Source organism: Pseudomonas donghuensis, from assembly GCF_000259195.1.
Lineage (GTDB): Bacteria > Pseudomonadota > Gammaproteobacteria > Pseudomonadales > Pseudomonadaceae > Aquipseudomonas > Aquipseudomonas donghuensis.
Genome location: NZ_JH650760.1, coordinates 226,255 through 251,564, shown reverse-complemented (window position 1 = coordinate 251,564; position 25,310 = coordinate 226,255). Strand labels below are relative to the sequence as shown.

Annotated in this window: 21 protein-coding genes; 9 read left to right on the top strand and 12 right to left on the bottom strand. The window is 63.4% G+C overall.

Going from position 1 to position 25,310, the window contains the following annotated elements:
- Positions 1 to 133 precede the first annotated feature (133 nt).
- From UW3_RS0108945 to UW3_RS0108910, 8 genes are all read right to left on the bottom strand, one after another.
- Positions 134 to 1,624: an efflux transporter outer membrane subunit gene (locus UW3_RS0108945; RefSeq protein ID WP_010222019.1), complete on the bottom strand. Its 1,491-nt coding sequence runs from the start codon at positions 1,622 to 1,624 to the stop codon at positions 134 to 136.
- Complete coding sequence (locus tag UW3_RS0108940; RefSeq protein WP_010222018.1) at positions 1,621 to 4,728, bottom strand: efflux RND transporter permease subunit; 3,108 nt, start codon at positions 4,726 to 4,728, stop codon at positions 1,621 to 1,623. The genes UW3_RS0108945 and UW3_RS0108940 overlap by 4 nt, the downstream gene beginning before the upstream one ends.
- Positions 4,729 to 4,846: 118 nt before the next feature.
- Positions 4,847 to 7,942 (bottom strand): MdtB/MuxB family multidrug efflux RND transporter permease subunit, encoded by a 3,096-nt coding sequence (locus UW3_RS0108935; RefSeq protein WP_010222017.1) that lies wholly within the window; start codon positions 7,940 to 7,942, stop codon positions 4,847 to 4,849.
- Positions 7,939 to 9,222: an MdtA/MuxA family multidrug efflux RND transporter periplasmic adaptor subunit gene (locus tag UW3_RS0108930; RefSeq protein WP_010222016.1), complete on the bottom strand. Its 1,284-nt coding sequence runs from the start codon at positions 9,220 to 9,222 to the stop codon at positions 7,939 to 7,941. The genes UW3_RS0108935 and UW3_RS0108930 overlap by 4 nt, the downstream gene beginning before the upstream one ends.
- A 253-nt stretch (positions 9,223 to 9,475) precedes the next feature.
- Positions 9,476 to 9,976 carry a thiol peroxidase gene (gene tpx, locus UW3_RS0108925; RefSeq protein ID WP_010222015.1) on the bottom strand — a complete coding sequence of 167 codons (501 nt, stop codon included), beginning with the start codon at positions 9,974 to 9,976 and terminating at the stop codon, positions 9,476 to 9,478.
- Positions 9,977 to 10,136: 160 nt separating this feature from the next.
- Positions 10,137 to 11,414 carry a serine/threonine transporter gene (locus UW3_RS0108920; protein WP_010222014.1) on the bottom strand — a complete coding sequence of 426 codons (1,278 nt, stop codon included), beginning with the start codon at positions 11,412 to 11,414 and terminating at the stop codon, positions 10,137 to 10,139.
- A 221-nt stretch (positions 11,415 to 11,635) separates the two neighbouring features.
- A complete protein-coding gene (locus UW3_RS0108915) occupies positions 11,636 to 12,829 on the bottom strand; it encodes an amino acid aminotransferase (protein ID WP_010222013.1) in 1,194 nt (397 codons plus the stop codon).
- Positions 12,830 to 13,027: 198 nt separating this feature from the next.
- Positions 13,028 to 14,053, bottom strand: coding sequence for an Ldh family oxidoreductase (locus UW3_RS0108910; RefSeq protein ID WP_010222012.1), 1,026 nt, complete (start codon positions 14,051 to 14,053; stop codon positions 13,028 to 13,030).
- Positions 14,054 to 14,203: 150 nt separating this feature from the next.
- On the opposite strand from UW3_RS0108910, the gene UW3_RS0108905 reads away from it, so the two are divergent.
- The 7 genes from UW3_RS0108905 (at position 14,204) to UW3_RS0108875 (ending at position 20,821) form a co-directional block, all read left to right on the top strand.
- Positions 14,204 to 15,073: a MurR/RpiR family transcriptional regulator gene (locus UW3_RS0108905; RefSeq protein ID WP_010222011.1), complete on the top strand. Its 870-nt coding sequence runs from the start codon at positions 14,204 to 14,206 to the stop codon at positions 15,071 to 15,073.
- Positions 15,074 to 15,104: 31 nt separating this feature from the next.
- Complete coding sequence (locus UW3_RS0108900; RefSeq protein WP_010222010.1) at positions 15,105 to 15,863, top strand: transporter substrate-binding domain-containing protein; 759 nt, start codon at positions 15,105 to 15,107, stop codon at positions 15,861 to 15,863.
- A gap of 104 nt (positions 15,864 to 15,967) precedes the next feature.
- Positions 15,968 to 16,687: an ABC transporter permease gene (locus UW3_RS0108895; protein ID WP_010222009.1), complete on the top strand. Its 720-nt coding sequence runs from the start codon at positions 15,968 to 15,970 to the stop codon at positions 16,685 to 16,687.
- Entirely contained in the window at positions 16,684 to 17,394 is a 711-nt protein-coding gene (locus UW3_RS0108890; protein WP_010222008.1) for an ABC transporter permease, read from the top strand. The genes UW3_RS0108895 and UW3_RS0108890 overlap by 4 nt, the downstream gene beginning before the upstream one ends.
- A gap of 25 nt (positions 17,395 to 17,419) precedes the next feature.
- Complete coding sequence (locus tag UW3_RS0108885) at positions 17,420 to 18,661, top strand: NAD(P)/FAD-dependent oxidoreductase (RefSeq protein WP_010222007.1); 1,242 nt, start codon at positions 17,420 to 17,422, stop codon at positions 18,659 to 18,661.
- An 18-nt stretch (positions 18,662 to 18,679) separates the two neighbouring features.
- Positions 18,680 to 19,468, top strand: coding sequence for an amino acid ABC transporter ATP-binding protein (locus UW3_RS0108880; RefSeq protein WP_026001246.1), 789 nt, complete (start codon positions 18,680 to 18,682; stop codon positions 19,466 to 19,468).
- A gap of 198 nt (positions 19,469 to 19,666) precedes the next feature.
- Positions 19,667 to 20,821, top strand: a complete 1,155-nt coding sequence (locus UW3_RS0108875; RefSeq protein ID WP_010222004.1) for an acetyltransferase domain-containing protein — start codon at positions 19,667 to 19,669, stop codon at positions 20,819 to 20,821.
- 38 nt (positions 20,822 to 20,859) lie between these two features.
- Here UW3_RS0108875 and UW3_RS0108870 read toward each other — a convergent pair whose 3' ends face one another.
- Both UW3_RS0108870 and hpaR read right to left on the bottom strand, forming a co-directional pair.
- Positions 20,860 to 21,153, bottom strand: a complete 294-nt coding sequence (locus UW3_RS0108870) for a hypothetical protein (RefSeq protein ID WP_010222003.1) — start codon at positions 21,151 to 21,153, stop codon at positions 20,860 to 20,862.
- 161 nt (positions 21,154 to 21,314) lie between these two features.
- Positions 21,315 to 21,737, bottom strand: coding sequence for a homoprotocatechuate degradation operon regulator HpaR (hpaR, locus tag UW3_RS0108865; protein WP_010222002.1), 423 nt, complete (start codon positions 21,735 to 21,737; stop codon positions 21,315 to 21,317).
- A gap of 366 nt (positions 21,738 to 22,103) precedes the next feature.
- On the opposite strand from hpaR, the gene UW3_RS0108860 reads away from it, so the two are divergent.
- Complete coding sequence (locus tag UW3_RS0108860; protein ID WP_010222001.1) at positions 22,104 to 22,919, top strand: gamma-glutamyl-gamma-aminobutyrate hydrolase family protein; 816 nt, start codon at positions 22,104 to 22,106, stop codon at positions 22,917 to 22,919.
- Between the two features lie 84 nt (positions 22,920 to 23,003).
- Here UW3_RS0108860 and UW3_RS0108855 read toward each other — a convergent pair whose 3' ends face one another.
- Positions 23,004 to 23,708: an MOSC domain-containing protein gene (locus UW3_RS0108855; RefSeq protein ID WP_010222000.1), complete on the bottom strand. Its 705-nt coding sequence runs from the start codon at positions 23,706 to 23,708 to the stop codon at positions 23,004 to 23,006.
- A 144-nt stretch (positions 23,709 to 23,852) separates the two neighbouring features.
- Between UW3_RS0108855 and UW3_RS0108850 the strand changes: the two genes are divergently transcribed.
- A complete protein-coding gene (locus UW3_RS0108850; RefSeq protein WP_010221999.1) occupies positions 23,853 to 24,239 on the top strand; it encodes a hypothetical protein in 387 nt (128 codons plus the stop codon).
- A 30-nt stretch (positions 24,240 to 24,269) separates the two neighbouring features.
- Here UW3_RS0108850 and UW3_RS26705 read toward each other — a convergent pair whose 3' ends face one another.
- A complete protein-coding gene (locus UW3_RS26705; RefSeq protein WP_010221997.1) occupies positions 24,270 to 25,214 on the bottom strand; it encodes a DMT family transporter in 945 nt (314 codons plus the stop codon).
- Positions 25,215 to 25,310: the final 96 nt, after the last annotated feature.

Genomic DNA, 25,310 nt, shown 5'->3' with positions numbered 1-25,310 from the left:
ATATAAAACAATGCCATAATAGATATAGTTAAAGTCATATAACGACAAACAGTGCAATCTGCACCGGAAGCTTCCAATCCGAATAGACAACCTTAATAAAGCTATCTATCTGCTTGTTTTATAACACTTTATATCAATCACTTTGTTCAGAAAACGCTGCCTGTGAGTCCCACCCACCGCCCAACGCCGCGATCAACTGCACGCTGGCCACCAGCCGTCCCTGCAGCAGGTTGAGCACGCTGCGCTCGTTGCTCAGGGCGGTGGTCTGCACGTTGACCACGTCCAGGTAGGCAATCAGCCCGGCCTTGTACTGGTTGTTGGTCAGGCGCAGGGATTCGCGGGCCGAGGCCAGGGCTTCGCTGCGCACCCGCGCTTCGTCCTCAAAGACCTTGAGCTGCACCAGGTAGTTTTCCACTTCCTTGAAGCCGTCGAGCACAGTCTGGCGGTACTGGGCCACGGTCTGGTCGTAGACCGCTTCGCTGCGATCGACTTCGGCGGCGCGCTGGCCGCCGTCAAACAGGGTCATGGCCAGTTGCGGGCCGACCGACCAGAAGCGGTTCGGCAGGCTGATCCAGTCGCTGAAACTGCTGCTGCTGTAGCCGCCGCTCATGCTCAGGGTCAGGTCCGGAAAGTAGGCGGCGCGGGCCACGCCGATGCTGGCGTTGGCCGACATCACGTTGCGCTCGGCCTTGGCGATGTCCGGGCGGCGCTCAAGCAACTGCGAGGGCAAGGCCACTGGCACCTGCGGCAGCGCCGGGATGGCCTTGCTGTCGGCCAGGGCGAACTCGGCCGGCGCCTTGCCCAGCAGCACGGCGATGGCGTTTTCCAGTTGCGCGCGCTGCCACACCAGGTCGATCAGGTCGGCCTGGGTGCTTTTCAGCTGGGTCTGCGCCTGGGCTACCGCGTCCTTGCCCGAGACCCCGGCACGGTACTGGTTCTCGGTCATCTTCAGCGAACGCTCGTAAGCCTCGACCGTCGCCTCGAGCAGGCGTTTCTGCTCGTCGATCACCCGCAACTGCAGGTAATTCTGCACCAGCTCCGATTGCAGGCTCAGGCGGATCGACGCCATGTCGGCGAGGCTGGCCTCGGCGCTGGCCTGGTTGGCGGCCAGGCCGTCACGCAGCTTGCCCCACAGGTCGGCTTCCCAGCTCACCCCCAACTGGGTGCTGTAGGTGTTGCGGATGCCGCTGCTGTTATTGCTCAGGCTCGAGCTTGAGCTGCCGGTGCCCTGGCTGGAGCGGGTCTTGCCGGCCGACAGGTCGAGGCTTGGGAACAGTGCGCCACGGGCGCTGCGCACCAGGGCCTGGGCCTGGCGGTACTGGGCGGCATATTGGGCGACGGTCTGGTTGCTGGCATTGAGCTGCTCGACCAGGCCATTGAGCTGGGCATCGCCGTACAACTCCCACCAGGCACCGCGGGCGATGGCGTCCGAGGGGTTGGCCTGGGTCCAGCCTTCGGCGTGCTTGAACGCTACCGGCGCCGGGGTTTCCGGCCGGTGGTAGTCCGGGCTCAGGGTGCAGGCGCTGAGCATTGCCAGGCTCAGCGCGCAGGCCAGCAGGCGCGAGCCGCGGGCGGCCAGCAACGGCTGCAGCGAACGGTCGGAAAGAAACGGACGTCGGGTCATAGCGGGGTTTCCAAAGCAGCATCGGTACGCACGCCGCGCCAGTGGTTGAAGCGATGGCGCAGGCGGTCCAGATAGAGGTAGACCACCGGGGTGGTGTAAAGCGTGAGGATCTGGCTGAAGACCAGCCCGCCGATGATGGTCAGGCCCAGCGGTTGACGCATCTCGGCGCCCTCGGCATGGCTGAGCAGCAGCGGCAAGGCGCCAAGGATGGCCGCCAGGGTGGTCATCAGGATCGGCCGCAGACGCAGCAGGCAGGCGCGGCGGATCGATGCCTCCGGGCTCAGCTGCTCATGGCGCTCCAGCTGCAGGGCCAGGTCGATCATCATGATTGCGTTCTTTTTCACCACGCCGATCAGCAGGAACAGCCCGAGCAGGGAAATCAGACTGAACTCGCTGCCGACCACGTAGAGCGTGAGCAAGGCCCCTACCCCGGCCGATGGCAAAGTCGAGAGGATGGTCAGGGGGTGAATGTAGCTTTCGTAGAGAATGCCCAGCACCAGGTATACCGCCAGCAAGGCACCGAGGATCATGAACGGCTGGCCCTTCTGACTTTCGGCGAAGGCGTCACCGGTGCCGCCGAGCTTGGCGATCACGTCCTCGGGCAGGCCGACCTTGGCCACCGCCCGCTCGACCGCGGCCATGGCCTGGTCCTGGCTGTAGCCTTCGGCGATGTCGAAGTTGATGCTCTCGGAGGCGAACTGGCCCTCGTGGCTGACGCGGTCGTCGGCCAGGCTGTTCTCGTAATGGGCGAAGGTGGCCAGCGGCACCCGGGTGCCGTCGGCGGTAATCACCTGCACCTGCTCCAGGGTCCGCGGGTCCTGGGCGTACTTGGGGTTGATCTCCATCACCACCTGGTACTGGTTGAGGCTGTCGTAGATGGTCGAGATCTGCCGCTGGCTGTAGGCGTTGTTGAGCACCGAGGTGACCATGCTCATGTCGATGCCCAGGCGTTTGGCCTGTTCGCGGTCGACCACCAGGGTGATCTGCTGGGTACCGCCGCCCTCGCGGGCGTCGATGGCGGTCAGCTCCGGCAGGGCCTTGAACGCAGCGACCACCTTCGGGTACCACTCGCGCAGGGCCGACAGCTCGCTGCTTTGCAAGGTGTAGAGGAACTGCGAGCTGCTCTGGTCGCGGCCACCGCCGAACTGCAGGTCCTGGTCGGCCATCAGGAACAGCCGTCCGCCGGGCACCTTGGGCAGCTCTTTGCGCAGGCGCTCGATGATCTTCTGCGCCGACACCTTGCGCTCGCTGATCGGCTTGAGGCGCACCAGCACCATGGCGTTGTTGGTGCCACTGTTGCCGCCGATGAAGCCGGCCACGCTTTGCACCGCAGGGTCGGCGAGCAAGGCGCGGCGGTAGATTTCCATCTTCGGCTGCATTACCTGGAACGACAGGCCGTCGTCACCACGGACAAAGCCTATCAACTGGCCGGTGTCCTGCTGCGGCAGGAAGGTCTTGGGCACCATCACATACAGGGCGATGTTGACCGCGATGGTCACCAACAGGCTCAGCAGGGTCAGGCGCCGATAGCGCATGACCCAGTCCAGGCTGCGCCCATAACCGGCCATCATGCGTTGGTTGAGCTGCTCGCTCCAGCGTTGCAGGCGGGTCTGCTCGCCCTCCGGCTGGGCCTTGAGCCAGCGCGCGCAGAGCATCGGCGTGAGGGTCAGGGACACCAGCAACGACACCAGGATCGCCACCGCCAGGGTGATGGAGAATTCGCGAAACAGCGAACCGACGATGCCGCCCATGAACAGGATCGAGACAAACACCACCACCAGCGACAGGTTCATCGACAGCAGGGTGAAGCCGACTTCCTTGGAGCCCAGGTACGCGGCGCGCATCGGCGGCACGCCCTCGTCGATATGCCGGGAGATGTTCTCCAGCACCACGATGGCATCGTCGACCACCAGGCCCGTGGCGAGGATCAGGGCCATCAGCGACAGGTTGTTCAGCGAGAAGCCGCACAAGTACATGACCGCGAAGGTGCCAACCAGCGACACCGGCACCGCCAGGGTCGGGATCAGCGAGGCGCGCAGGTTGCCAAGGAACAGGAACACCACCAGGATCACCAGCACCACGGCGATGATCAGGGTGTGCTCGGCTTCCTTGAGGGTCGCCTTGATCACCGGCGAGCGGTCCATGGCCACGTCCAGCTTGACGCTGGCGGGCATCAGCGACTCCAGGGCCGGCAGTTGCTCCTTGATCCTGTTCACGGTCTCGATGATGTTGGCGCCGGTCTGGCGGTTGATCACCAGCAACACCGCGTCCTGGTCATTGAAAAAGCCGCTGTTGTAGCGGTTCTCCACCGCGTCGCTGACCTTGGCCACATGGCTCAGGCGCAGCACCGCGCCGTCCTGGTAGCGAATCACCAGGGGCTCGTAGTCCTTGGCCTTCTCCAGTTGGTCGTTGGCCTGCACCTGCCAGTTGCGCTGGCCGTCCTCGATAAAGCCCTTGGGCCGGCGCTGGTTGGCATTGGCGATGGTCTGACGCACGTCATCGAGGGCCACGCCATACTGGTTGAGCAACTGCGGTTCGAGCTCGACGCGCACCGCTGGCAGCGAACTGCCGCCGATCTGCACCTCCCCGACCCCCGGCACCTGGGACAGGCTCTGGGACAGGATGGTCGAGGCGAGATCGTACAACTGGCCCTTTTGCAGCACGCTGGACGTCAGCGCCAGGACCATGATCGGCGCTTGCGACGGATTGTATTTCTTGTAGGTCGGCATGCTGCGCATGCCGCTGGGCAGCAGGTTGCGCGAGGCATTGATCGCCGCTTGCACTTCACGCGCCGCCGCGTCGATGTCACGGCCCTGGTCGAAGCCGAGGATCACCCGGGTCGAGCCCTGGCTAGAGCTGCTGGTCAGGGTGTTGACCCCGGAGATGGCGCCCATGGAGCGTTCCAGCGGCGTGGCCACGGTCGAGGCCATGACCTCGGGGCTGGCGCCCGGCAGGTTGGCCTGGACGACGATGACCGGGAATTCGATCTGTGGCAACGGCGCCACCGGCAACAGGCCGAAACTGACGCCACCGAGCAGCATGATCGCCAGGCTCAGCAGCATCGTCGCCACTGGGCGGGCGATGAAAGGCGCGGACAGGTTCATGGACGGTAGCTCCAAGCTGCAAGCTTCAAGCTGCAAGCAGTTTGAGGTGACCTCTGCAACTGCGGTCCTACACCAGACCACTTGCAGCTTGTAGCTTGCAGCTTGTAGCTGGCGCCGATCACACCAAGTCTCCAGTCAGGCCACGGGAGCGAAGGCGCCTCGACAACCGATCAAAGTACAAGTAGATGACAGGCGTAGTGAACAGCGTCAGCACCTGGCTGACCAGCAGCCCACCGACCATGACCAGGCCCAGCGGCTGGCGCAGTTCGGCGCCGGAACCGGTGGCGAGCATCAGCGGGATGGCGCCGAACAGCGCCGCCAGGGTGGTCATCAGGATCGGCCGGAAGCGCAGCAGCGCCGCCTGGTAGATCGCCGCTTCAGGGGCCATGCCCTGGTTGCGCTCGGCCTCCAGGGCGAAGTCGATCATCATGATCGCGTTCTTCTTGACGATACCGATAAGCAAAATGATGCCGATGATGGCGATCATGCCCAGGTCGTTGCCGGAGAGGATCAACGCCAGCAAGGCGCCCACCGCCGCTGACGGCAGGGTCGAGAGGATGGTCACCGGGTGGATGTAGCTCTCGTACAGCACACCAAGCACGATGTACATGGTCACCACCGCCGCCAGGATCAGCAGCAAGGTGCTCGACAGCGAGGCCTGGAAGGCTTCGGCCGCGCCCTGGAAGCGGGTTTGCACGCCCACCGGCATGCCGATGTCCTGCTGCACCTGCTCGATGACCTTGACCGCTTCACCGAGGGCCACACCCTGGCCCAGGTTGAACGACATCATCACCGCCGGGAACTGACCGATATGGGCAATCGCCAGTTGCGCCTGGCGCTGCTCGATGCGCGCCAGGCTCGACAGCCGCACCTGGCCGCCGTCGCTGGCCTTGACGTGAATCTGCTCAAGCACTTGCGGGCCGATGCTCGACGCCGCCTCGGCCTGCAGCACCACGCGGTACTGGCTGGCCTGGGTGTAGATGGTCGAAATCTGCCGCTGGCCGAAGGCGTCATACAGGGCATTGGTGATGTCGGCGACGTTGATGCCCAAGCGGCTGGCGGCGTCGCGGTCGATCACCAGGAACACCTGCAGGCCTTTGTCCTGCAGGTCGCTGGCGACATCGGCAAGCTCCGGGCGCTGCTGCAGGGCATCGACCAGTTTGCCGCTCCACTGCGCCAGCAGCTCGGCATCGGGCGATGACAGGCTGAACTGATACTGGGTGCGGCTGACCCGGTCCTCGATGCTCAAGTCCTGCACCGGCTGCATGAACAGGCGGATGCCGAGCAGTTTGTCGACCTGCGGCTGCAGCCGGGCAATCACCTGGGCAGCGGTAAGGTCTCGCTCGCCATGCGGCTTGAGGTTGATCAGCAGGCGGCCACTGTTGAGGGTGGCGTTGTCGCCATCGACGCCGATGTAGGACGACAGGCTCTGTACCGCCGGATCTTTGAGGATCACCGCGCTGAGCTCCTGCTGACGCTGGCTCATGGCGGTGAACGACACCGACTGCGGCGCCTCGGAAATGCCCTGGATCACCCCGGTGTCCTGCACCGGGAAGAAGCCCTTGGGCACCACCAGGTACAACAGCACGGTCAGACCCAGGGTTGCCACCGCCACCAGCAGGGTCAACGGCTGGTGCTTGAGCACCCACTGCAGGCCACGGCCATAGTAGTCAATCATCCAGTCGATCCAGGCGCCGCTGGCCCGGTAGAAACGGCCCTGCGCCTCGATCGCCGGCTCGCGTTTGAGCAAGCGTGCGCACATCATCGGCGTCAGGGTCAGCGACACCACCAGGGAAATCAGGATCGCCACCGCCAGGGTAATGGCGAACTCGCGAAACAGCCGGCCGACCACGTCAGCCATGAATAGCAGCGGGATCAGCACCGCAATCAGCGAGAAGGTCAGCGAGATCAGGGTGAAGCCGATTTGCCGGGCGCCCTTGAGCGCGGCCTGCATCGGCGTCTCGCCCTCCTCGATATGCCGCGAGATGTTCTCCAGCATGACGATGGCATCGTCGACCACAAAGCCGGTGGCGATGGTCAGGGCCATCAGGGTCAGGTTGTTGATCGAAAAGCCGGCCAGGTGCATGACCGCAAAGGTGCCGATCAGCGACAGCGGCACGGCCACCGACGGAATGATGGTAGCGCTGAAGCGGCGCAGGAACACGAAAGTGACCATGACCACCAGGGCAATGGCGATCAACAGCTCGTGGCGTACGTCCTTGACCGAGGCGCGGATGGTCTGGGTGCGGTCGGTGAGCACGCTGACGTCCAGGCCCGCCGGCAGGTTGTCGGTGATCGACGGCAGCATGGCCTTGATCCGGTCGACCACTTCGATGACGTTGGCCCCGGGCTGGCGCTGGATGTTCAACAGTACCGCCTGGTTCTGGTTGGCCCAGGCGGCCAGGCGCTCGTTCTCGGCGCCGTCGACGATCTCGGCGACGTCCTTCAGGCGCAGCGGCGCACCGTTTTTGTAGGCGAGGATGAGGTTGGCGTATTCCTCGGGCGAACGCAGCTGGTCGTTGGCGTCGAGCATCGAGACCCGGGTCGGGCCGTCGAAGTTGCCTTTGGGTTGGTTGACGTTGGAGGCGCCGATCAGGGTGCGCACGTCGGCCAGGTTCAGCCCGGCCGAGGCCAGGGCGTCGGGGTTGACCTTGATTCGCACCGCCTGGCGCTGGCCACCGGCGATGCTGACCATGCCGACGCCACCAATCTGGGCAATCTTCTGCGCCACCCGGGTGTCGACCAGGTCGTTGAGCTTGGGCAGCGGCATGGTTTTCGACGAAATCGCCAGGGTCAGCACCGGGGTGTCGGCCGGGTTGACCTTGTTGTACACCGGCGGCGCCGGCAGGTCGTTGGGCAGCAGGTTGCTGGCGGCGTTGATCGCCGCCTGGACCTGTTGCTCGGCGACGTCCATGTTCATGTCCAGGCTAAAGCGCAGGGTCAGCACCGAGGCACCGCCGGAGCTGGTCGAGGCCATCTGGGTCAGGCCGGGCATCTGCCCGAATTGACGCTCAAGGGGTGCGGTGACCGCGCTGGTCATCACCTGGGGGCTGGCGCCGGGGTAAAGGGTCATGACCCGGATGGTCGGGTAATCGACCTGGGGCAATGCCGCCACCGGCAGCATCTTATAAGCCATCAGGCCGGCCAGAACGATGGCCAGCATGCTCAGGGTGGTCGCCACCGGGCGCAGGATGAACAGCCGCGAGAGGTTCATGCGCCGGCCTTGCCCTGAGCGCCGGTCGCGGCGGAAGCCTCTTTGTTGTCCTGGCCCTGCAGGTGCTGGCCTGGGGTGACGGGAACGTCGGCGCTGTCGTTAACCACTTCGACGTCGCTGCCATCGCGCAGGCGGTCGGTGCCTTCGAGCACCACCCGCTCGCCTTTGGCCAGGCCTTCGGTGACCACGGTGAGGTCGCCGTCACTGGCACCCAGCTTGAGCTGGCGGATGCGCACCTTGTTGTCGCCTTCCATGACATAGACGAACGAGCCGTCGGTACCGAACTGGATTGCCGCCGAAGGCGCCAGCACCACGCCCTTCAAGGTGTCGGCCAGCAGCCGCACATTGACGAACTGGTTGGGGAACAGCGCTTCGTCCTGGTTCTCGAAGAAGGCCTTGAACTTCAGGGTGCCGGTGGTGGTGTCGATCTGGTTGTCGAGGCTGCGCAGTACACCAACCGCCTGCTGCTTGGCATCGCTGCGGTCCCAGGCCTCGACCGGTAATTGTGCGCCACTGCGGTAGCGCGCCAGCACCGTGTTGAGCTCCGATTCGGGCAAGGTGAAAGCCACGCTGATCGGCTGGGTCTGGGTGATGACCACCAGCGCGGTGGTGTCGTTGGCCGCCACCAGGTTGCCGACGTCGAGCTGGCGCAGCCCCAGACGGCCATTGATCGGCGCGCGGATGCGGGTGAATTCGAGGTTGAGTTTGGCGTCACCTACCGCCGCCTGGTTGGTCTTGATCGTCCCCTGGTACTGGCCGACCAGCGCCGCCTGGGTGTCCAGGGTCTGCTTGGCGATGCTGTCTTCGGCGTACAGGCCTTGATAGCGCTGCAGGTCGATCTGGGCGTTTTTCAGTTGCGCCTGGTTCTGCGCCAGGGTGCCTTCGGCCTGTTGCAGGGCGATCTGGTAGCTGCGCGGGTCGATCTCGGCCAGCAGGTCTCCGGCCTTGACCTTCTGCCCTTCCTGGAAGTTGACCTTGACCAGCTCGCCACCGACCCGGCTGCGCACGTTGACCGTGTTGGTCGCCGTCACCGTGCCCAGGGCCTTGAGGTACACCGGGAAGTCGCCAACCGTCGCCGGCTCGACCCGCACCGGCACCGGACCTGCGAACGCGCCAAAGCCCGGCCGCCCACCCTTGCCACCCGGCGCAGCAGCGGCCTTTTGCGCGACCGGCGACGGCCACAGCCACCAGCCGAGGCCAGCGACCAGCAGCAGGATCAGCAGGCCGACAAGCCAGCGACGGGAGGAACGGGAACGAGAAAGCATGGGTTGATCGACCATTGTGCGGGAAAGAATTCTTTTGAGGAGGCTGAACGATAAGCACTGAAGACGGATAAGCAAAGCGCCTTTACCGGCACTTTACCTTGAGCTTACGTAGCTAAAGTAATGAACTATAAATAAAAACGGCCTGGACGAGGGCCAGGCCGCAACAACTCTTAGCAATTATTAACAATAATCGCGTCGCCCTCGCCGCTCCTTGTGGGAGCTGGCGTTGCCAGCGATGGGCTGCGCAGCAGCCCCGGCAGGGTCGCTATTACTTCAGGACTGCCAGAGCAGCCTCATAGTTCGGCTCTTCAGCGATTTCGCCAACCAGCTCGCTGTGCAGCACCTTGTCGTTCTCGTCCAGCACCACCACGGCACGGGCAGTCAGGCCGGCCAGCGGGCCGTCGGCGATAGCTACGCCGTAGTGTTCCTTGAACTCGGCGCCGCGCAGCAGCGACAGGTTCTGCACGTTCTCCAGGCCTTCAGCGCCGCAGAAGCGCGCTTGCGCGAACGGCAGGTCAGCGGAGATGCACAGTACGACGGTGTTGTTCAGCGTGCTGGCTTGCGCGTTGAACTTACGCACCGAAGTAGCGCAGGTCGGGGTGTCGACGCTTGGGAAGATGTTCAGCACTTTGCGCTTGCCGGCCAGGGAGGCCAGGGTCACGTCGGCCAGGCCAGCACCAACCAGGGAAAACGCAGGCGCCTTGGCGCCGACTTTCGGCAGTTCGCCTTTGACCTGAACCGGGTTGCCTTTAAGAGTCACTTGAGCCATGAACGAAGTCCTTATGCGGGGGATGAGTAAAGGACCAGAGTTAAGCATGAAAGTGCCCGTCTACCTATGGGCCGATGTTAAATTGTTGAATTGCCAGACAACTTTTGTGGACAATTTTTAGTCATTCGGGAGCCGATTGCCGGCTCCCGAATCCATAGGTTCAGCTCAGCAGCGAGTAAACCAGCGCCGAGATGGCCACCAGGCCCACGGCGACGACGAAGACGTTGGACATCTGCCCGCGGTACTTGCTCATGGCCGGCACCTTGCGGATGGCGTACATCGGCATCAGGAACAGGATCGCAGCGATCACCGGGCCACCAAGGGTCTCGATCATGCCGAGAATGCTCGGGTTGAGGGTGGCGACAATCCAGCAGATCACCAGCATGAAGGCCGCGGTCATGCGGTCCAGGGCCTTGGCGCCCGGACGCTTGCCGGTCTTGACGATCAGGCCCTTGAGGCCTTCGCTGGCACCGATGTAGTGGCCCAGGAACGACTTGGCGATGGCGATGAAGGCAATCAGCGGCGCGGCAAAGGCGATGGTCGGGTTGCTGAAGTGGTTGGCCAGGTACGACAGGATCGACAGGTTCTGTGCCTTGGCTTCGGCCAGTTGCGCCGGGGTCAAGGTCAGTACGCAGCTGAACACGAAGAACATCACCATGGCCACCATCAGCAGGTGGGCGCGGCACAGGATCTGCCCGCTGCGCTCGTCGGCGTGCACGCCATAGCGACGTTTCTGGTCAACGGCGAACGCCGAAATGATTGGCGAATGGTTGAACGAGAAGACCATCACCGGGATCGCCAGCCACAGGGTGTGCAGGAACGCCGAACCCGAAGGCACTTCAGTGGCGGTAGTGAGGATGCCGCCGCTCCAGTGCGGGATCAGGAACACCGCCAGGAATGCCAGGGCAACGATGAACGGATAGACCAGCCAGCTCATGACCTTGACCGTGGCCTGCTCGCCGCAGCGCACGATGGCCAGCAACCCGAGGATCAGCACGAAGGACAGCACCGCGCGCGGTGGCGGCTCGATGTGCAGCTGGTGTTCCATGAAACTGCCGACCGTGTTGGTCAGCGCCACGCTGTAGATCAGCAGGATCGGGAAGATGGCGAAGAAATACAGCAGCGTGATCAGGGCACCGGCGCTGAGGCCGAAATGCTCTTCGACCACGTCGGTGATGTCGGCGCCATCGCGCCCGGAGAGCACGAAGCGGGTCAGGCCGCGGTGCGCATAGTACGTCATCGGAAAAGCCAGCAGCGCCAGGACCAGCAGTGGCCAGAAGCCGCCAAGGCCGGCGTTGATCGGCAGGAACAGGGTCCCGGCGCCAATCGCCGTGCCAAACAGGCCCAGCATCCAGGTGGTGTCCTGACGGGCCCAGCTGCCGAGGGCGGCGGGGGTTGATTCAAAGCGTTGTTCAACGCTTGGGGCCTGCTCATTCATCCGGGTGCAACTCCACTCGCAAGACTGCAACAGGGCTGAGAGTGGCGAAACAGAGGCCTCGCCCCTCTCAACCATATAAAGAGGGGCGCGATTGTGCGCCGTTTGGTTGCACTTGCAAAGCCCTGGCCGAGGAGTGGTTGCACCTTGGGCTAAAAGCATCGCGGGTCAAGCCCGCTCCTACGAATGGTGTAGGAGCGGGCTTGACCCGCGATAGGTTTTGCTTACTGAACCGCAGCGAAGGCCTTGGCCACCTGCTGCAGGTTGTCCGGACGCAAGCCGGCCATGCACACCCGGCCACTGTCGATCAGGTACACACCGAACTCGTCACGCAAGCGGCGCACCTGCTCGACGCTGAAGCCGGTGTAGCTGAACATGCCGCGCTGGCGCAGGAAGAACTGGAAGTCCTGGCCCGGCAGCAGTTTGGCCAGGGCATCGACCAGGGCCTGGCGCATGTCGAGGATACGCAGGCGCATCTGCTCGACTTCCGCTTGCCATTGGGCGTTGAGCTCGGCATCACCGAGCACCGCCGCCACCAGTTGGGCACCGAAGCTTGGCGGGCTGGAGTAGTTGCGGCGCACGGTGGCCTTGAGCTGGCCGAGTACGCTTTGCGCGGTATCGGCGTCATCACAGACCACCGACAGGCCGCCAACCCGCTCGCCATACAGCGAGAAGATCTTCGAGAACGAATTGCTCACCAGGCACGGCACACCGGCACGGGCGGCTTCGCGGATGGCATAGGCGTCTTCGGCCAGGCCTTCGCCAAAGCCCTGGTAGGCGATGTCGAGGAACGGGATCAGGTTGCGCGCCTTGACCACTTCGATCACCTGTTGCCACTGCGCCTGGCTCAGGTCGACCCCGGTAGGGTTGTGGCAGCACGGGTGTAGCAGGACGATGCTGTTGCTCGGCAGGCCCTGCAGGGCGCTGAGCATGCCGTCGAAATCGACGCCACGGCTGGCCTGGTCGAAGTACGGGTAGGTGTTGACCTTGAAACCTGCGCCTTCGAAGATCGCCCGATGGTTGTCCCAGGTCGGATCGCTGACCCACACCTGCGACTCGGGGAAGTAGCGCTTGAGGAAGTCGGCACCGACTTTCAGCGCACCGGAGCCACCGACGGTCTGCACGGTGGCCACACGGCCGCTCTCGACAGCAGGATGCGCGGCGCCAAACAGCAGTGCCTGGATCGCCTGGCGGTAGCTATTCAGACCTTCCATCGGCAGGTACATCGAGGCTTCGTGAGGCTGGGCGGCAAAGCGTTGCTCGGCCTCGCGCACCGCAGCCAGCTGTGGCACCACGCCTGCGGCATCGTAATACAGACCGATACTCAGGTTGACCTTGGCGGCACGCGGATCGGCCTTGAAGGTCTCCATCAGGGAGAGAATCGGATCGCCGGCATAGGCATCGACATGTTTGAACACAGCGCACAGCTCCTTGGGTCAGGACAATTCGGACTAAAAGCTGTGTCGAGGATACCTGTACTGTGGGCCAAGGAACATTACCCTTGGTGCAACTGATCAGTGCATGTGTGCACAGTAATCGCTGGCAAGCCAGCGCCCACAATGATCAGCTAAAACCCTGTGGGAGCTGGCTTGCCAGCGATAGCGTGCTCAAGTTCACTATTGGGCCAAACGCTGCAACTGCTCAAGTTCCGCCACTGTCAGCGTCACGCCCTGCTTTGCCGACTGTTCACGCTCGCGGAACCGGCGCTCGCCCGGCAGGCGCTGCAAGCCCACTGCCTGCATCTGCCGCACCAGGTCGCGGCTGCGTTCGGCAAAGCGATTACCCACCGACTTGGCCGGGTCGATGACGATGATCAACTGGCCGGTCCAGGGCGTTTTCGCACCCGGGTGCTGTGACCAGTCGAACTCGAACGAGAAGTTGCCGCCGGTCAGTGCCGCCGCCAGCAGCTCGACCATCATCGACAGCGCCGAGCCCTTGTGCCCTCCGAACGGCAGCAAGGCGCCGCCATCGAGAATCGCTTGCGGGTCGCGGGTCGGTTGGCCCTGGTTGTCGACGCCCATGCCTTCAGGCAGCAGTTCGCCCTTGCGCGCAGCAATCTGCACATCGCCGTGGGCGATGGCGCTGGTGGCCATGTCGAAGACAATCGGGTCGCTACCGGCGCACGGTGCGGCGAAGGCAATCGGGTTGGTGCCGAACAACGGCTGCTGGGCGCCATGGGGCACCACGCAGGTCATGCTGTTGACCACGCTCAGGGCCACCAGGCCTTCATCGGCAAACGGCTCGACGTCCGGCCACAAGGCCGCGAAATGGTGCGAGTTATGGATCGCCAGCACGGCAATACCGGCGCTGCGGGCCTTTTCTACCAGCAGCGCACGGGCCGCCGCCAGGGCCGGCTGGGCAAAGCCGCCGTTGGCATCGACGCGCACAAAACCGCTGGCAACGTCTTCGACGTCGGGCACAGCCTGGCCATTGACCCAGCCACTGGCCAGGGTCGAAACATACCCGGGGATACGGAACACACCGTGGCTGTGAGCGCCATCGCGCTGGGCGCTGGCGCAGTTGAAGGCCAGGGCCTGGGCCACCGCTGCGCTGCAACCATGACCGAGGAAAATTCGCTGCAACAAGGCCTGCAGGTCGGCAAAGGCAATCTGCGCGACAGCAGTGTCGGGACGTGCGGACATCTGTAGCTCCCTTATTGGATTTGGAATGGGCGACAGCGATGGGCAATGGCCAGACTTTCCCCCAGTGACAGCAAACTGTCAAATATTGACTTGATGACAGAAAACATTCATTTTCTGTTTCAACGTGTCGCCGCCTTCGAGAGTCGCCCTGTGAGCCAACCGATCAAACAGCGCCTGGAACACAGCCTGCACAACGCCGCAGCGTCCGGGCGCAAGATCGCCAGCTACATGCTCGCCCACCTCACCGACCTGCCCTTCGAAACCTCCGCCAGCCTTGCGGCCAAAATCGGCGTCAGCGAGTCGAGTGTCGGGCGCTTCTGCCGCTCGCTGGGCTACGAGCACCTCAAGGCTCTCAAACATGACCTCAAGGACGATCTGGGTGAAGGCCCGTGGCTGGTCGGTGATCGTCTGCAAGAATTTCGCCAGCAGCACGGCAAGGATGCCGCCGGCCTTGCGCGCAGCCTTGAACAGGAAGTTGGCGCGCTGGTGCGGGTTTACGAATACAGCCGCACCCCGGCGTGGGACACCGTCAGCCAGCGTCTGGCACAGCGACGCAAGGTATTCGTCGCCGGCTTTCAGACCGAGCGCGGCATCGCCCAGTGCATGGCCCACCTGCTGCAATACCTGCGCGATGGCGTGCAGGTGGTCGATGGCAGTGCCGGGCATTTTGGCGAGGTACTGCTCAGCGCTCCGGCCGATTGCGCCCTGGTGGTGTTCGAGGCGCGCCGCTATTCCCGCCATGCCCTGACCCTGTGCCGCAAGGCGTATGCGGCAGGCATTCCGGTAACCCTGGTTACCGACACTTTTTGTGACTGGGCCGATGCCAACGCCAGTGAGGTGTTTCGCATCCCCACCGAATTCAATCTGTTCTGGGAGTCCACCGCGACGATGCTGTCGTGGGTACACCTGATGGTCAACGAGGTCTGCAAGAAGCTAGGACCGGATGTTGAAAAACGCTTGGAAGCAACTGCAGCTCTACACAACGAATTCGTTGGCTACACGTCAACGAGCAAACAATAGCAAGAGTGCAAACAACAGATCGAGGTGTGTCATGAAACCCGTTATCCGCTTCGCAGGGGCTTGCGCCCTGCTGCTCGCCGGCTCGACCATGGCCCAGGCCGAAACCCTGAAGATCGCCACCGAAGGCGCATATCCACCGTTCAACTACGTCGATTCGGATAACAAGCTGCACGGCTTCGACGTCGACATCACCCACGCCCTGTGTGAGCAGATGAAGGTCGAATGCACCCTGGTGGCCCAGGACTGGGAAGGCATCATCCCGGCCTTGATGGCGAAGAAATACGACGCGGTGGTGGCGTCGATGATCAATACCGAAGAACGGCGCAAGAAGATCGCCTTCACCAACCACTACTACAAGACCCCGTTGTCGGTGGCCGTGGCCAAGGACAGTGAAATCACCGACGCGCAAACCGACTTCAAAGGCTACACGGTCGGCGCGCAATCTTCCTCGACCCAGGCTATCTATGCCGAGGACGTCTACGGCAAGGCCGGCGCCGACGTCAAACTCTACCCGACCCTCGATGAAGCCAACGCCGACCTCGCCGCCGGGCGCCTGGACGGGGTGATTGCCGACAAGTTCCCGCTGACCGAATGGCTGGGCAAGGCCGGCAAGGACTGCTGCAAGATCCTTGGCGACGTCAACGGCACCAAGGCCGACGCCTCGATTGCCGTGCGCAAGGAAGATGAAGCCCTGCGCGAGCGCCTGAACAAGGCCCTGGACGCAATCGTCGCCAACGGTACCTACCAGAAGATCGCCAGTCGTTACTTCGACTTCGATATCTATCAGTGACTGATCGCGGGTCAAGCCCGCTCCCACAAACTCTGTGGGAGCGGGCTTGACCCGCGAAGAGGCCCTCCAAAGCACCATCACTCTTGAACCGAGAGGGTTCGCCCATGCTCGAACAACTGTCACTGCTTTCCTTCGCCAGCGGCGGCTGGGGCCAGGCATTACTGGCCGGCGCCCTGGTGACCATCTCCCTGGCCCTGGCCTGCCTGCCCATCGGCTTGCCACTGGGCCTGGGCGTGGCCCTCGCCGCGCGCTCCTCCAAGCGCTTCCCGCGCGCCGCGGCGACGGTGTTCTCCACGGTGTTCCGTGGCCTGCCGGAATTGCTCACCCTGCTGATCATCTACTACGGCTGCCAGATCGCCGCGCAGAAAATCCTCCTGGCCATGGGCTATGAAGGCGAGGTGCTGATCAACACCTTCCTGGCGGCGATGATCGCCTTCAGCCTGGTGTTCGCCGCATTCTCCAGCGAAATCTGGCTGGCCGCGTTCAAAACGGTCGCCAAAGGCCAATACGAAGCATCGGCCGCGCTGGGCCTGAGCAAGGCCACCACCTTTCGCAAGGTGGTGTTCCCGCAACTGGTGCGCATTGCCCTGCCGGGCCTGTCGAACAACTGGCTGTCGCTGCTCAAGGACACCTCGCTGGTGTCGACCATTTCCCTGGTCGACCTGATGCGCCAGACCAATCTTGCGGTCAGCGTCACCAAGGAGCCGATGTTCTTCTACGGCGTCGCCTGCCTGGGCTACCTGCTGTTCTCGGCGCTGTCGGGACGGGTGTTCACTTTCATCGAGCGGTACTTCAGCCGCCATCTGCGGGGGGCACGGACATGAGTTTCGATCAATTGCTGGCGCTGGTGCTCGACCCCGACCTGCTGGAACGCTACGGCCCGCGCTTTATCGACGGCCTGCTGGTAACCGGCAAGCTGGTGGCGCTGTCGTTCACCCTCGGCGCCCTGCTCGGCATGCTCCTGGCCCTGGCCAGGTTGTCGAACAACCTGATGCTGCAACGTCTGAGCGCTGGCTACATCTACTTCTTCCGTGGCTCGCCACTGCTGGCCCAGCTGTTCTTGCTGTACTACGGCCTGGGTTCGCTCAAGGGTTTCTGGCAGGACGTCGGCCTCTGGTGGTTCTTCCGCGACGCCTGGTACTGCACGGTCCTGGCTTTCACCCTCAACACCGCCGCTTACCAGGCGGAGATCTTCCGTGGCAGCCTGCTGGCGGTCGCCCCCGGCCAGTACGAGGCCGCCAAGGCCCTGAGCCTGAAGCGCTCGACCACGTTCTTCAAGGTGATCCTGCCGCAATCCTTGATCGTTGCCATCGGGCCGTTGGGCAACGAGTTGATCCTGATGATCAAGGCCAGCGCCATTGCCTCGCTGGTGACCATCTACGACCTGATGGGGGTCACCAAGCTTGCGTTCTCGCGCAGCTTCGACTTCCAGATCTACCTGTGGGCCGCCGTGCTCTACCTGCTGATCGTCGAGATCGTGCGACGCAGCCTGAAACACATAGAAGCCCGCCTGGGCCGCCACCTGCGCTGATTGCCTGCTTGTGAGGACCGTTCCAATGCATTGTCAAACCATCGTTCTGGGTGCCGGCATCGTCGGCGTCTGCACGGCCCTTCATTTGCAGGCACGCGGGCGCAAGGTGATCCTCATCGATCACCAAGAGCCTGGCAGCGGCACCAGCCACGGCAACGCCGGGCTGATCGAGCGCTCCAGCGTCATCCCCTATGCCTTCCCCCACGAGTTGTCGAGCCTTTTGCGCTATGGCCTGAACCGTCAGCCCGACGTGCGCTACAGCTTCACCTACCTGCCGAAGATCAGCCCATGGCTGTTCAAGTACTGGAAAAACTCTTCGCCAGCGGGCCTGGCCGTGGCCACCCAGGCCATGCTGCCGCTGGTACAGCGCTGCGTCGAAGAGCACGACGCGCTGATCGAAGCAGCGGGCCTCGGCGAGCTGGTCAAGGCCAGCGGCTGGATCGAGGTGTACCGCAATGAAGACGCCTACCAAAAAGCCGTGGCCGACGCCCATGCGCTGCAAGCCTATGGCTTGAAGTACGAAATCCTCGATCGCCAGCAACTGCACGCACGCGAAGTGGACCTCAGCGGCAACGTGGTCGGCGGCATTCACTGGCTCGACCCCAAGACCGTCAGCAACCCCGGCGGCCTGACCCGCGGCTATGCGGCGCTGTTCGTCCAGCGTGGCGGCCAGTTCATCCACGGCGACGCCCGCACCCTGCGCCAGATCGGCAGCGAGTGGCAGGTCGACAGCCGCCAGGGGCCAATCACCGCACCCGAGGCGGTGGTCGCCCTCGGGCCACAGTCGGCCGAGCTGTTCAAGCCGCTGGGTTATCGCATTCCGCTGGAGATCAAGCGCGGTTATCACATGCATTACCGCGCCCGTGACGGCGCCGAGCTCAAGCATTCGATCTGCGATGCCCAGGGCGGTTACGTGCTCGCGCCCATGGCCATGGGCATCCGCCTGACCACCGGCATCGAGTTCGCCGCCAGCACCGATGCCGCCAACCAGATCCAGCTGCAGCGCTGCGAAGCCTTGGCGCGCAAGGTCTTCCCGCTGGGTGAGCGGGTCGATGCCGAGCCCTGGCTGGGCCGCCGCCCGTGCCTGCCGGACATGCGCCCGGTGATCGGCCCGGCCGCTCGCCACAAGGGCCTGTGGTTCAACTTCGGCCATGCCCACCACGGCCTGACCCTGGGCCCGGTGACCGGACGCCTGCTGGCGGAGCTGATCACCGGCGAAACGCCATTTACCGATCCTGCGCCTTATCGCGCGGACCGCTTCAACTGATCGCGGGAGAATAACAACATGACCGCTTCACTGAGCCTTGCTACCCCAACCCCTGCCCCTCAGGCCGACCCGCGCAAGGTCGTGGTGACCATCGAGGGCCTGAACAAGCACTACGGCGCCTTCCATGTGCTACGCGACATCAACCTCAACGTGCGCGAGGGTGAGCGCATCGTCCTGTGCGGCCCTTCCGGTTCAGGCAAATCGACGCTGATCCGCTGCATCAACCGCCTGGAAATTGCCGAACAGGGCAACATCCGCGTCAACGACACCGACCTTTCCCTGACCACCCGCCAGGCCGCCGAAGTGCGCAGCGAAATCGGCATGGTGTTCCAGCACTTCAACCTGTTCCCGCACATGAGCGTGCTCGACAACTGCACCCTGGCGCCCATGAGCGTACGCGGCCTGTCGCGCAAGGAGGCCGAGGAACGCGCGCGCTTCTACCTGAACAAGGTGGGCATCGAAAGCCAGGCCGGCAAGTACCCCAGCCAACTGTCCGGCGGCCAGCAACAACGGGTAGCGATTGCCCGGGCGCTGTGCATGAAGCCGAAGATCATGCTGTTCGACGAACCAACCTCGGCGCTGGACCCGGAGATGGTCGCCGAAGTGCTGGACGTGCTGGTGAAACTGGCGGACACCGGCATGACCATGCTCTGCGTCACCCACGAGATGGGCTTTGCCCGCCAGGTGGCCGAGCGGGTGCTGTTTCTCGATGGCGGCCAGATCATTGAAGACGCCAGCCCCGAGGCGTTCTTCAACAACCCGCAGAGCGCACGGGCCAAGGGCTTCCTGGCGCAGATACTGCACTGAGGCCTTTGGGCAAGGCTTCGCCTTGCATCGCTGGCAAAGCCAGCTCCCACAAGTTCTGAGCAGTTCCCAAGGCCAGCGCCAATCCTGTGGGAGCTGGCCTTGCCGGCGATGGGCTGCACAGCAGCCCTTGTTTATTGCCTGGCATATTGGTTATGTTATAACGCATAACTTAGCAATCCCACGCCAGCGACCTCACCCATGCCAACCGCCCCACCCGCCAACCAACGCCTGCTCTGCATCGACGCCCTGCGCGGCCTGGTCATCGTCTTCATGCTGCTCGACCATGTGCGCGAAACCTTCTTCCTGCACCGCCAGGTCAGCGACCCGATGGACGTCGCCAGCACCGACCCCTGGCTGTTTCTCAGCCGTACCCTCGCCCATTTGTGTGCGCCGGTGTTCGTCCTGCTCACCGGCCTGTCGGCCTACCTGTACGGCGAAAAGCATCAGGGCAAAGCCGCGGTCTCGGCCTTCCTGTTCAAACGTGGCCTGGTGCTGGTGTTGCTGGAATTCACCCTGGTCAGCCTGGCCTGGACCCTGGAGTTGCCGCCGAAGGTGATCTACCTGCAAGTGATCTGGGCCATCGGCCTGAGCATGATCGCCCTGGCCGGCCTGGTGTGGTTGCCGCGGCCGCTGCTGGTGGTGCTCGGTGCGCTGATCGTCGTTGGCCACAACCTGCTCGATCCGCTGCACTTCGCGCCAGGTTCAGCGCTGCACCTCCCGTGGGCCGTGCTGCATGATCGTGGCTGGATCGACCTGTCGGGCAGCCTGCGCCTGCGCACTTCCTACCCCCTGCTGCCATGGATCGGCGTGATTGCCCTGGGTTATGCCATGGGCCCTTGGTTTGGCCGTGATGCCAACGCGCGGGCCCGCCAACGCAAGCTACTGCTCAGTGGCACTGGCGCCCTCGTGGGCTTCCTGCTGCTACGCCTGCTCAATGGCTACGGTGAGGCGCCGTGGCAAGTGGCGCAAACCACGCTGCGCACCCTGATGAGCTTTTTCAACATTACCAAGTACCCACCTTCGCTGCTGTTTCTGGCCCTGACCCTGGGCGTCGGCCTGTTGCTGCTGCGCAGGTTCGAGCAGCTGCAAGACAGCCGTGCGATCCAGGTGCTGAGCGTGTTCGGCGCCGCGCCGATGTTCTTCTACCTGCTGCATTTATATGTGCTGAAGCTGCTGTACCTGATCGCCGTCACCTGCTTTGGCCTGAACCAGGGCAGCTACTTTGGTTTCGACGGGGTCTGGGCAGTGTGGCTGACAGCAATCGTCCTGAGCGTTGCGCTCTATCGGCCGGTGCGCTGGTTCGCCGCGCTCAAGGCGCGGCGCCGCGATATCAGCTGGCTGAAGTACTTCTGAACAGGCCTGCCCCTGCCAGCAGGGGCAGGCCGGGTATATTACTGAGGGTGCATTTTCGACTTGATCAGGCCGGCGATGAAGGTGAGCACCGCGCCCCCCGCACCGCCACCGACAATACTGCTGATCAGTGCCGGCAGGTCCAGCGAACCGCCCGCGGCCACCGCCGCACCGGGTTCACCGGTAAAGGCTGCGAGTATCTGCCCGACAATCACCCCACCCACTCCACCGAAGATCGAGTTGAGTAACGGGCCCATGCTCTGCTTGCTCATACCGGCTGCGTTGCCGCCCACCACACCGGCAACAATCTGAATGATCAGACTGACAATATCCATGATCCAACCCCTTTGTAGCGTTATGAATTGACGACTCGCGTCCTGCTACTTCAGAAAGTCACGACCACGGGAACAGAGACGCCTGGCTCCAGTCAACGACGGCACGCTGTTGCGGATGGGCACAGTATAGGTAGCAAGCGGCCAGTGCGCCAAAACGGCACTCAGGGCTTGATGTTTTTCAGGCTGTTGAGCAGGCCCAGCAGTGCTTGCAGTTTGTCTTCGCCGAACTGTTCGAGGATGCGCTGATAGTTGTGTTCCATGTCTTCGCTCATGTCGACGAAGCACTGCTGGCCCTGTTCGGTCAGGCCCACGAACACCCGGCGCTGGTCCTGGGTCGACTTCTTGCGCCGCACCAGGCCGTCACGCTCCAGGCGCGCCAGCACGCCGGTCATGCTTGGCTTGAGGATGCAGGCCTGCTCGGCCAGTTGATGGCTTTCCAGTTCGCCTTGTTGGCGCAGGATGCGGATCACCCGCCATTGTTGTTCGGTCAGGCCATGGGCATTGAGCGAGGGGCGGAAGAAGGCCATGGCGGCTTCGCGGGCTTGCAACAGGGTCAGGGTCAGGGACGGTCTTGGAGTGGGCATGGTTCAGGCTGGTAGTCATCGGTGACAGCCAGCTTAAGAGAAACCGCGCGATGCAGCAAAGCCGCGCAGGCGCTGCTTCGGCCATTCACCGGACCTTGTTAAATATAATGAACTGGCCGCACCAGGCGCCATGCCAGTTACCGGGGCCTGCAAGCCGATAATTGCATCCAGGCAATCTCAAGCTTCGCCCATGCAATCTGAAGTCGTTTGACATATTAAACGGCTCTGGCAAGCTATATGACAGGTTTCGACCGGATACAGCCCCTTGCTTGGCGTACCGGCAGTGCTCGAAACCTCAGGCAGCGCAAAGGTTTCAGCAGCGCGCCTGCACAATAATGACAGGCTGCGCCTGTCCCAAGGTGACATATGCCCAACAGCAACATTGGCAATAAGAATCAAACCCCTCGCAAACCCGTCGTGCTGATGACCATGGGCTCCCAGGAGCGCAAAGGCCACGACTATCAAGTCATGACCCACAAATACATCGTACCGCTGGTTGAACACGCCGGTTGCGTACCTGTGCTGGTGCCAACCTGCTGCGGCACCGACGACCTCGAAGCCTACCTGGACATGGCCGACGGTGTTTACCTGACCGGCGCCGGCAGCAACATCGACCCGGCCCTGTACGGCCAGGAGAACGAAACCCCGGGCAAGGCCCAGGACCGCGACCGCGACCTGTTCGACCTGCCGCTGGTACAACTGGCTATCGCCCGTGGCCTGCCGATCTTCGGCATTTGCCGTGGCATGCAGGAAATCAACGTCGCCCTGGGTGGCGACATCTACCAGAAGGTCTACGCCGAGCCAGGCTTCAACGACCACCGGGAAAACCCGGACGATCCGGTCGATGTGCAGTACAGCGCGGTTCACAGCGTCAAACTGGAGCAAGGCAGCTGGCTGCACAAGCTGCTGCAGAGCGATGAAATCCGCGTCAACTCGCTGCACGGCCAGGGCCTGAAAAACCTCGGCGAAGGCATCGAGCCCCTGGCCCGCGCCGAAGACGGCCTGGTCGAAGCCATCCACGCCCCGAGCCTGTCGCCTTTCCTCTTCGCGGTGCAATGGCACCCGGAATGGCAAGCGGCGAAAAACCCGGACTCGGTGAAGATGTTCCAGGCCTTTGGCGACGCGTGCCGCAAGCAGGCCGTCAAGGGTCAGGTGGTGAAGCAGCTGGGTACGGCTGCCTGATTGCGATCGCCGGGCAAGCCCGCTCCTGCCTTGTAGGAGCGGGCTTGTCCAGCGATGGCCGACTGACTAGTTGCCCAACCCCTTTCAAGATCTTTCGACGCCCGGCCCTTGCAGCCGCGGTGCCCAGTCCTCGACTTCGGCCTTTTCCAGACGCCGCGAAAGCGTCCGGCGCCAAGAGGCAGCCAACGGCAGTTCCAGGCACTGGCGAATGACCTCGAGATCGACCTGCTTGTCGAACAGCACTGACGACAAGCGCGCCACCGACCACTGCGGATGCGGCCGAGCGATCAGCTCGATACTCATCCCGGCGGCCAGCACGCCCTCCTCCAGCACCCGGTAGTACCAGCCGGTGCGACCGCTTTGCTGCACCCGCAGGGACATGTCCCCGACCCCGAAACGGTCGTTGAGCTTCCAGCACGGCATGCGCCCCTGGGAGATCTCCAGCAAGGCCGTGCCGGCGCGAAAACGGTCGCCCAGGCATACGCTCTGCTCGGTCCAGCCACAGGTGCTGAGGTTTTCGCCGAAAGCACCCGGTGCCTGCAGCAGGGGATGTTCGCCCAGCTCCGCCGCCCAGGCAGCATAGTGTTCACGTGGATAGTGATGGATGGCCTTTTCGATCCCGCCATGCACCCGCAAGTCGCCTTGCTCGTCGCCGGCCAGGCCCAGTTCGGTCACGGCCACCTCGCCGTCGCGTGGGGCCTTGGCGATGGCGCTGGCTGAACCCGGGCGGGTAAAAGGCACGGCGCGGCCGGTCAATACACTTTGCAGTTGCAGTTGCTGTCCCAGCATGAGCGATTCACTCCTCTACACATTCGGCCAGCTCAAACACGTCCGGCGGCCTCAAGGTGGCGAGCGTATCGGATAAATACGCTACCGACAAAGCGCTGCACCGAGCCCATGGCAGAGGGCGCTGGATTCGCTATGCTGCAAGGCATGAACGCCACCCTGCCCACCCGCACCCCCTGCCCGCCCGGCGCCTGCGATTGCGGCCGCGAGACGCTGCAGGACCCGCGCATCCTGCTGCTGACGCGTCAGGAAGAAAAGCGCCTACTCGAGCGCCTGGAGAACCTGCAGAGCCTGTCGGAGCTGGAGCACATGCAACGACGCTTGTATGAGCAGTTGGGCATTCGCGTGCAGATCACTCCGAGCTTCAATGAAGTGCGGACCATGCGCGGCATCAACATTCAGATCGAGGACCTGCCGGGCTTGTGTCGCAAGACCCGGCAGAATATTCCGGCGGCGATCCGCCGGGCGCTGGAGAAGCAGCCGCAGATTGCCTACCGGCTGCTCGATGCCCATGACCTGTTGCGCGATGCCTGACACAGCAGCGCAGGGCAAGTTGACTGCGACCTAAATATCCCGGCCGATAAAACTGTCCGGATCCTCCACCGCCACCCGCCGCCACTTCAGCAAGCGCCCGTCGATCGCCGCCAACCCCAGGGCAATCAGCCCCATGCCGATAAAGTGCCTGGTCTCCAGACGCTCCCCCAGCACCAGCACGCCAAGCACGATGGCACTGAGCGGAATCAGGAAGGTCACCAGCATCAGGTTGGTCGCCCCGGCCGTGGCCAGGATACGAAAGAACACCACATAGGCCAGCGCGGTGGAAAGCAACACCAAACCGGCCACCGCCGCCCAGGTTGTCAGGCTTGGCGCGGCCAGCGTCCAGGGTAGGTCGATCAGCAACGCCAGCGGCACCAACAAGATGGCCGACGCACTGATCTGTCCGGTGGCAGTGATCAGCGGCGCCACCCCCATGACCTTGAAGCGCCGCCCGTAAACCCCGGCCACGGCGTATGACAAGGCCGCCGCCAACACCGCCAGTTGTGCCCACAGGTTGCCGTCCAAGCCGGACCAGGCCGCCGAGCCGATCATGATCGCCACGCCGACAAAGCCCAGCGCAACACCGGCCAACTTGTTGACGCTGATGTTTTCGTCCTCGGTCAGCAGGTGCGCAACGATCACCGCAAACAGCGGCGTGGTGGCATTGAGGATCGAGGCCAGGCCGCTGCCGATGCGGGCCTGGCCCCAGACGATCAAGCAGAATGGCAGCAGGTTGTTGAGCAGCCCCATGGCCAAAAACGCCCGCCAGATCCGCCACTCGCGCGGCATGTACAGCCCCAGTAGCCGTACCAGCGCAAGCAGTACCAGCGCCGCCAGCCCCACGCGCAGCATCACCAGGGTGAAAGGCGGCAGTTCCTTCACGGCAATACCATTGAAGAAGAACGAACCGCCCCACAGTATCGACAGGGCAATCAACAGGCCCCACTCCCTCAGGCTCATGACTTTATTCATCGTGGCTAACTCCTCAAACGGGCGATCGAGATTGAGCTCTGCTAAGGTCAATCGGCAGCCTCTGGAGCTCTTCAATGCCAGTATTCATGGGCACCA